The sequence below is a fragment of the Pseudoclavibacter sp. RFBJ3 genome, from assembly GCF_002931375.1.
In the GTDB taxonomy this organism is placed as follows: domain Bacteria; phylum Actinomycetota; class Actinomycetes; order Actinomycetales; family Microbacteriaceae; genus Pseudoclavibacter.
Genome location: NZ_PSXZ01000034.1, coordinates 1 through 8,103, shown reverse-complemented (window position 1 = coordinate 8,103; position 8,103 = coordinate 1). Strand labels below are relative to the sequence as shown.

The window sequence follows — 8,103 nt, the reverse complement described above, 5'->3', positions numbered from 1 at the left end:
GACGAAGTCGCAGTCATGTCCCCATTCCTCCCGGGACCTTGTCGTCCCCGGGATCTCGATGGCTTCACGTGACGCACTGCGCGTGCTGTCGGATGGCGGTCGCGATCGCCGCAGGGTTCTCCCACGCCGTGAAGTGACCACCTCTCTCCAGTCGCTGGAACGTCCGGACGCCCGTGTAGCTCTTCTCGGCGAGGGATCGAGGGTAGTCGCGCTCGTGAGTGTTGATGAGGATCGAGGCCGGCGCGGCAACGAGCGGATGATCGTCGAAATCGCTGGGCTCTGCGTAGCTGCGGAAGCTCGTTCCGATCGACCGCGTGTGCCAGTACAGAGAGACGAGGTCGAGAACCGCGTCATCGCTCAGGCCGCCGAACTCGCTCGCATGACCACCGTCACTCCAAGCTGCGACCTTCTCGGCGAGCCAGGCGAGCAGCCCGACCGGAGAATCGAGCAACGCGACGGCCAAGGTGTCGGGGCGGGTGCCTTGCTGATGCGCGTATCCGCTTTCGAGGGGGTCCCGAGCTTGCCGAAGGAACGCGCGCTCGTCTTGGTTCAGCAGAACTCCTGGTCTCGCTTGAGCGGAGTACGACGGATGCGACGCGACGATTCCGGCAACGGGGCCTGGGTGCAGGCCAGCGATCCAGTCTGCGACGGGGGCACCCATGTCCTCGCCGTAGACGATGTAGCGGTGGTGACCCAGGCGGTCGACCATCAACGAGTGCAGTGCTTCCGCGATGCGCCTCGCGCTGAACGGCTGCGTGGAAGCGGGCGAGTGAGCGAACCCGGGCAGCGAGGGAAGTATCACGGTGTGCTCGCCGTTCAGGGCATCCGCAAGAGGGAGGAGCTGCGCGTAGGAGTACGGCCAGCCGTGGATGGCGAGGAGCGGCAACTTGGCTTCGTCACCACGGCGCTGGACGTAGTGGATAGGGCCGATGGCACTGCGGTAGGAGTCGTGCGCCTCGCGATTCAGCAGGCGTTCGTGTGCCCGCCAGTCGTAGTCTCCGGCCCACCTTTCGATGAGTCGTTGAAGGACGCGCGTTGGGATGCCGCGGGACCAATCCTCGCCCGGTGACTGCTCCGGCAGCACCGCGCTACGGAGTCGGCGGTGGAGGCTCTTCAGGTCGGCGGGCGAGACGTGGAAGAAGGCGTTGGGAGGAATCGTCATGCGCTCAGATCTGCCGGTTCGTGAGCAGTCGTGTCTTTTCTCGGTGGCGCCGTTCGGTTTCCAGCGTCAAGTTGAGTTCGTATGCGGTGCGGTGCGCCTCGCGGCTTCGCGTGGCGTCGGATGCGTGGGTCACGCGCAGCAATGCAACGCCGAGTGCGTGGGCCACGCGCGTGAACCAGCTTTCGGCCGGAGGGTGGGCGCACTGAAGACACGTCTGTGCAGCGATCGTCACTGAGGCGCTCTCTCTGCCCGATGGCGGCGCACTCGTGCCCGCGTGGCGCATCGTGCGCAGCAGTACTCTCGGCCCCCACCGGACGAGTCGATGAATGGGGTCACACACGGCGCACTCGCGCAGCGCTTCGTTCGCCCTCGAACGCCGGAGGCGAGCGCGAGGAGAAGTGGTCCCGCAACCTGCGCCCACAACGAGCTCACCGCATCCGAGCGACCCGAGCGGTACTGCACGCCAGACGCATCCACGAACGGCATCACCGCGTGCTCCGTCACGACACCGTTCAAAATCCTGTAGGCCTCGGCATCGGATCCGTCGAGCAGGATCGAGGCAAGTCGGTCACGAACGGACCGAGCTGCTTCCAGATCTTGAAGGTCCCGGGATACGGGCGCAACGTCTGCGAGAACGCGGTGGAACCGAGCCATGTCCAACTGTTCCGGCCATTCGCCCTCTGGGCGCGTGGCGGCAAGGTCGACCAAGGACCGGATGGGGTCATCATGCATGACTCGACCCTAGCAGAGATGTAACGCACAGCTCGTGCCTCAGGCGTTACGTCATGCGGGCTCGCGTCAGGGGAGATGCGGATTCCAGTGAGAAGTCAGCGAGCAGGCCTCGCGGCCTCGCGGCCCCCGAGCCGACTTTTGGATCCAACGCGAGATCCGACGCCCGCGCACTCACTGAGGCGAATCACGCTCTCGAGATCCGAGAGTTTTGGTACAGCGGGCTTTCCAACGAGGAATCGCAGTTCCTGATCTGCGTCTATTCGATGGATGGTTCCCTCGAGGGGGCCATCCCAACGCCCGGATGCCTGGACGAATCGGGTCCGCCATCAACGTGGTCGGCGAAACAGAACGAGCTTGCTCAGTCCCCTCCAGTTGTCTCAAAACCCTAGAGTTCGGTCCGCAGCACATGGCATAGGAGCAATCGGTATTCTCCTAGCGTCTGCCCAAGGCGTCCTTCAATCCTCACGGGGGACGTCCTGCCCGCAGCATGGCGAGAGTGGCAGCCCGTTTGAGCCGGGCCAGATGCGTGGAGCCTCGTGCTGCGGGCGCGAGGCCCCCTATCTCCACTGTCGCCCAGGTTGTCACGACGTCGCGCGGTGCTACGGCTCTATTGATCCGCGGTCGACTGGGCTCCGCGCCGCGAGTGCGCACGCACCGATGAACGCGATCTGCAGCAGTGTTCTCGGCGGAAGGGGCGAGTCTGGCGCGCTTGCCTCCTCAACGCCTTTTGCGGCGATCACGTTGGCGGGGTACATCACCAGCAACAACCCGATGGTCGCGATCGCGGACCTTCTTCTGGTTCGGGGGACGCTCAACCCCACCGCGAGCAGCGCCTCGACAACTCCGGTCACGGCGACCACCCGGCCCGGCAACGGAATCCAGGTCGGCACGATCGCCAGTAACCCCGAGCGCTGCGGCTCAACGAAATGCGTCGCCGAACCAGCGAGCAACACGGCACTCATGGCCACGGCGGAAGAAGACGACCATGTCGCCCACGGCCGTGCCCAAGCGACTCCGCGGCGACGCGCAACCCCCATGCTCACGCGCGTACCGAGCAGGCACAGGACGAACGGGTAGATGAGAGACATGAGACCTCCGCGGATGGCGACGCAATGTGACACTGACACATCAGGGCTAACGTTACACTGACACAATGCTCGTTCGAGACCGCGAAGCCCTCCACGCCCGACTCTTGCAACTCGCCGCCGTGACTGTCGCCGAGCGTGGCGTCCACGCACTGAGCCTGCGAGAAATCGCACGGCAGGCGGGTGTCTCTCATGCCGCGCCGGTCCACCACTTCGGCTCTCGAGAAGGCCTGCTGACAGAACTCGCAGCCGGAGGATTCGAAGCACTGAGCCGCGCACTCGACGAGACCCCTGGCGACATCTACGACAAGGGTGTCGCGTACGTGAAGTGGGGGACCAGCAACCCTGGCCTCTACAACGTCATGTGGCAGACGGAGCTGCTTGATCCGGCACACCCCCGCCTCTCCAGCGCACGCAAGAGCGCCTGGGCTCACCTCGCCACTGGAGAAAACGAACCTGAGCGCACTGACGCGCTCGCCGCGTTCGCACTCGTCCACGGCATCGTGCACCTCGCGCTCAGCAACACCCAACCTGCCCTTCCCCACGACGACGCCGCCCTGCGGAACCTCCTCAGCAGACTCTCCTGAACAACCGCTTCCGGACCGCGAATCGAACTCGTTCCGCAACAGAGGCGGCATCGGGAGACCCTTGGGTTTCGCGGCGTCTCATGACGGCATCTCAGACGCCGACGCCGACGTCGTCGCGGAGGCGTGACCACCGGGAAAAGCTAGGCAACCCCTTCTCGGACTCAGCGCACCATCAAGAGCACGTCGCGAACGAGTCGCCGCGCATAGTCCTCGTCGGCAGGAAGGGCGAAGACGACATGGTGATAGAGCGGTGCGACGATGTGGTCAAGGATCTGCCCGACGGTCGGCGCTGCTTGTCCACGCCCTGATGCCCGACGCACCATCTCTGCCGCCTGGTCGCGCCGCCGCTCCATCACGGGGCAACTCGAGACGATCTCAGCGCGCGCTGCCACCATCGCTCGCAGATACCGTGTGCGGTGTGGCCGCACGATGTCCTTGGTGATGATGAGTGCCCATTCCGTGAGATCCGTCTCGAGGGCGCCTGTGTCGGGAATCTGGTCACCCTCTCGCGTCAGCGCCGCGACGGAGACCTCTTCGAGCAGAGCGTCAATGTCGTCCCATCGGCGATACAGCGTGGTCGGGTTGACTCCGGCGCGCTCGGCGATGAGCGGAAAGGTGATCCTCTCTGTTCCTTCGCCGACGAGCTCGCCGACGGCGGTGTAGATCGCGTTCAGAACTCTTGCGCTCCGGCCACCGGGCCGGGTCGACGCTGCAGCAGATGACATGATCAGATTATCGCAAAGAAATTTGCTATAACCAACACCGACGCCTATGTTTAAAGCAAAGATCATTGCTTTACGACGGAGGTATCGTGCTCTCACGCCCCATCTCATTTGCGCTCGCTGGCCTCGCCGGTGCGGCGACGCTGACCGCCGCATCGGCTCCGTCTCCGCTCTACCCCGTCTACCAGCAGCTCTGGGGCTTCTCATCGTTCACCTTGACGGTCATCTTTGCGGCCTACGTCGTCGCGTTGCTCGTCGCTCTGCTCACGGTCGGTTCGCTGAGCGACCGGATCGGGCGCCGCCCCGTGGCATCGGCCTCTCTTGTTCTGCTGACCCTCGGCATGGTTCTCTTCGCAACGGCCGACAGTACGGGCGCTCTGGTAGCGGCGCGACTCGTGCAGGGTTTCGCGGTCGGCGCCGCCACCGGCACCTTCACGGCGATGATCATCGACAAAGCGCCGAGCGCCCGCTCCGGTTCGCTGGTCAGCAGCGCGGTCCCCTCATTGGGAATCGCGTTCGGAGCAGTGCTCGCCGGCGCGCTGGTCGAATTCGCGCCCTTCCCCCGGCAGCTGGTGTTCTGGATCCTGGCTGTCGGCTATCTGGTCATCGCCGCTCTCATCTGGCTGGTTCCAGAACACGTCCGGCCAGACAGCCCCACAGCCCGCTCGATCTGGCGGTCGCTCCTGCCGAGCATCGGGCTTCCTCCCGCCGCAAGGAGTATCTTCTTCGCCCTTGTCCCGTCGATCGCCGCGACCTGGGCCCTAGGCGGCCTCTACCTGTCACTCGGGTCGTCAATCCTCGGCACCGTCCTCGGCGTGCAGAGCCACTTCACCATCGGCCTCGTGCTCGGGGTCTTCTTCGTCGCGGGTACAGTCGGCACAGCCATCTCGGCATTCCTCCCCCCGCGCCTGGGCACGCTGTTCGGCTACGGAACACTGATTCTCGGGGTGCTGATCACGATCGCGGCACTCGTCATGGCCGGTACGCCGCTGTATGTCGTCGGTTCGGCGATCGCGGGTCTCGGTTTCGGTGCGACCTTCCGCCTCGCCGTCGGCGCGCTGGGTGAGGCAGCTCCGGATGCGGAGCGTGGACAAGTTTTCTCGACGATGTACATCGTCAGCTATATCGCTTTCAGCGTTCCGGCGCTGGTGGCGGGCCTCGCCGTCGAGCGCTTCGGTCTCGAACCCACCGCGGTCGTGTACGGGGTGCTGGATATCGCTCTGGTTGTGATCGCGATCGTGGCTGGTCTCGTCAGGGCCCGTCGCCAGGCTGCGGGGGTTCCGGATGGCGCCAGCGCCTCCCCGCAACAGCCCGTTTCGCGCTAACCGATCAGTGGTTCACCAAGCCACGCCACACGATGCACATGCCCGCAGGACGCTCAACGTCTTGTCGAAATGGGTGCTCACTGTCCCACGCTCTCGCCCGACCTAGCCACGGGCGGACACGGCCAGGCGGCGTGTCCACGACGAAGTGCGGGAGGTGGGCGCGGGAACACATACTTATGGGGCTCACCTTCATTCTCACAACCCACGGGTTTTGCGATGTCTCACTTGGCCAGACTGGGGGAGCGAGACACTCCGAACTCGTCTCCACCATCCCGGGCTGCGCCCGATGTCGATCAGCCGGCCGTACGCGAACAGCACGCGCGCTGTTCGGCCTACGCTCGTCAGATGAGCCCGTTCCTTCCTGGTGCCCGCGGAATGCAGCCCTGCCCGAACTGCGGCACCCAAGTCGTCCAATCTGACCGGTACCCCGAATACCTGTGCCTCGAATGCGAGGCTCGCGCAGTGGATGCGAACGGTGCACGAGTGACTGGATCGAACGCGTCGTTCAGCGGCGGGTTCGTGTTGCACTGGCCGAACGGCGAGCACGAATCGCTGCCCTGCATTTCGGCGCGGGTGTGGGTTGATGGACGCGAGTGGGACTACTCCGAAGCACGATTCGGTGGGGTCCTGATCACGCCAGTGCGAGAGCCCTAACCAACGTCACGCCTGTGAGATTCCCCGCTACGAGCAATTGACCGCACGTCTTCCGACCGGTCTGGATCGTCAGCGTTGCATTCAGGCCTTGAACGATGGGTTTTGAGGTGCCTCACGCGGGAGGGCACGAGATCGACACGTCTCGGCGTGCGAAGGCAACACGACGACTGCTCATCGCGTCTCGCAACACTTGTGGATTCCCTCAGGTGCAGAGCATGCAAGCTGGTTTCATGCCATCAAACGAGGAGAGAAAGATGCTCACGCTGCTTGTGAGCCTAGGAGCAGCGGTCACGCTTGTATGGCTCACGCTGACCAGCGGAATTCTGGGGCACGTCTTCGATCCAGGCTAGGGCGACTCGCTGCAAAAGTTTGCTCGCGAAACCCATGGGTTTGGAGACGGTCTCACTACGTTCTCCAGGCGCCCCAGTCAAGGCTGACACGAGCCGTGCTATACCTACGGCGCTCGGGGCCCGCTGTCTGGGGAACAGTCACTGAGCATAGGATTTTCGGGTGCCAGTAGCGATACGAAATGCAACTCACTCAGACCTATCTCAAGCGGCAGCTACCCTTGCTGCCGCCTTCGATTCGTACCCGTGGACGCGCTGGAGCATTCCAAGCGACGACTACTCAGCTCGACTCAAGCAACTCCAGGCCATCTACCTGACGCATGCGCTGCAGCACGGCGCCGTCGTAGTCAGCGACGATCTCGCCGGAGTCGCCGCCCTGCTCCCACCCGGGGTCCCCGAACCTGCCGAGTCTCTACAGGTTGAAATCACCGAGCTCATGGGCGATCGTCTCGACCCTGTATTCGGGGTCGAGTTGCCCCCCAGGCTCGAGAAATCATGGGACCTCGCGACGATAGGAGTGCGTCCTGAGCAGGCTGGGCAGGGCTTGGGTTCTCGACTCCTTGAAGAATGTTTGCGTCAGGTAGCCACGTCGCCATCCCCACGCATCTCCCTCGAAACATCTGCAGAACGGAACGTCTCCCTCTACAGGCGACACGGCTTCGAGGTCAGTCACGAGACGCAAATAGCGGATGGGCCTTTCGTCTACACAATGAGTATCGAGCTCTAGCCAGGGACGCACGGCGAGCTTCGCGGCGCTCAACCCGGTCCCACGTTGTCGCAGAACCCCTGGGTTTTGCGATGTCTCACTGGCAGGTACCTGCGCCCGAGACCTCGACCGAGGAGGGGCGATGACTTGACCGGCCGATCTGACAGCTGACGTGGGACCCTGTTCTCATGATCCGAGTGACGTGCAGCGTGACAGAACTCGAAGAAGACGGCGAGATAATCGCAGTTGGCGACAGAATCGAACGCCTAGCCGAGAAGGCCACCTGGCAGTACTACGGCAACGAACTCGACGAAATCTGTTGGCACTTCGACCAGTACGCTCCACTACGCAGCGCGTCGCCATGGTCGATCCTTGGAACCGTTGCATCGATAAGCGCTGTCTACGTCAGGCTCGCCCTGACAGGTGCTCGAGAGCAGATCCTTCGTCCGGAACCCGGATCAGCGCATCTCGAGGAAGTTCTTACAACACGGAACACGCGAAACCCTCAACGAGAACACGAGCAACGCGAACTGGCAAAGCACGACCCTCCGGCGGGTGCGACTGGCTGGTACGGGCCCGACACTCTCCAAGCGCATGAAGGTGACGAGAGTCTGACCGGGTGGCTCATCACGCTCGTCGACGAGCGGGTACAGCCAGCCGACCCCTGGGTCCTCTGATTCTCAGAACCCATGGGCGGTTTCTGTCGGTCGTTGCAACACCCCGATGAGCAAGGGGTGGGCGGATGCCGGCGAACAATGCTGCGCGGGAGCGCGAGCGAAAGTT

The 8,103-nt window shown here is 63.8% G+C and carries 9 protein-coding genes; 4 read left to right on the top strand and 5 right to left on the bottom strand.

Features of this window, described 5'->3' with window-relative positions:
• Positions 1-64 precede the first annotated feature (64 nt).
• From C5E07_RS18860 to C5E07_RS18850, 4 genes are all read right to left on the bottom strand, one after another.
• Complete coding sequence (locus tag C5E07_RS18860; RefSeq protein WP_104301615.1) at positions 65-1,162, bottom strand: epoxide hydrolase family protein; 1,098 nt, start codon at positions 1,160-1,162, stop codon at positions 65-67.
• 4 nt (positions 1,163-1,166) lie between these two features.
• Positions 1,167-1,394 (bottom strand): hypothetical protein, encoded by a 228-nt coding sequence (locus tag C5E07_RS19310; protein WP_146080666.1) that lies wholly within the window; start codon positions 1,392-1,394, stop codon positions 1,167-1,169.
• Entirely contained in the window at positions 1,391-1,648 is a 258-nt protein-coding gene (locus C5E07_RS20035) for a CGNR zinc finger domain-containing protein (protein WP_374953212.1), read from the bottom strand. Before C5E07_RS20035 ends, C5E07_RS19310 begins: the two co-directional genes overlap by 4 nt.
• Before the next feature lie 845 nt (positions 1,649-2,493).
• The gene (locus C5E07_RS18850; protein ID WP_104301610.1) at positions 2,494-2,982 is read right to left on the bottom strand and encodes a hypothetical protein; all 489 of its coding nucleotides are present in this window, start codon (positions 2,980-2,982) and stop codon (positions 2,494-2,496) included.
• Between the two features lie 65 nt (positions 2,983-3,047).
• Between C5E07_RS18850 and C5E07_RS18845 the strand changes: the two genes are divergently transcribed.
• Positions 3,048-3,566, top strand: a complete 519-nt coding sequence (locus C5E07_RS18845) for a TetR/AcrR family transcriptional regulator (RefSeq protein ID WP_104301608.1) — start codon at positions 3,048-3,050, stop codon at positions 3,564-3,566.
• Between the two features lie 161 nt (positions 3,567-3,727).
• Here C5E07_RS18845 and C5E07_RS18840 read toward each other — a convergent pair whose 3' ends face one another.
• Entirely contained in the window at positions 3,728-4,387 is a 660-nt protein-coding gene (locus C5E07_RS18840; RefSeq protein WP_219820037.1) for a TetR/AcrR family transcriptional regulator, read from the bottom strand.
• Between C5E07_RS18840 and C5E07_RS18835 the strand changes: the two genes are divergently transcribed.
• From C5E07_RS18835 to C5E07_RS19305, 3 genes are all read left to right on the top strand, one after another.
• Positions 4,378-5,613 (top strand): MFS transporter, encoded by a 1,236-nt coding sequence (locus C5E07_RS18835; RefSeq protein ID WP_181058195.1) that lies wholly within the window; start codon positions 4,378-4,380, stop codon positions 5,611-5,613. The two genes, C5E07_RS18840 and C5E07_RS18835, sit on opposite strands and share 10 nt — an antisense overlap.
• Before the next feature lie 1,437 nt (positions 5,614-7,050).
• A complete protein-coding gene (locus C5E07_RS20030) occupies positions 7,051-7,341 on the top strand; it encodes a GNAT family N-acetyltransferase (RefSeq protein ID WP_374953211.1) in 291 nt (96 codons plus the stop codon).
• Positions 7,342-7,529: 188 nt separating this feature from the next.
• A complete protein-coding gene (locus C5E07_RS19305; RefSeq protein ID WP_146080665.1) occupies positions 7,530-7,997 on the top strand; it encodes a hypothetical protein in 468 nt (155 codons plus the stop codon).
• Positions 7,998-8,103: the final 106 nt, after the last annotated feature.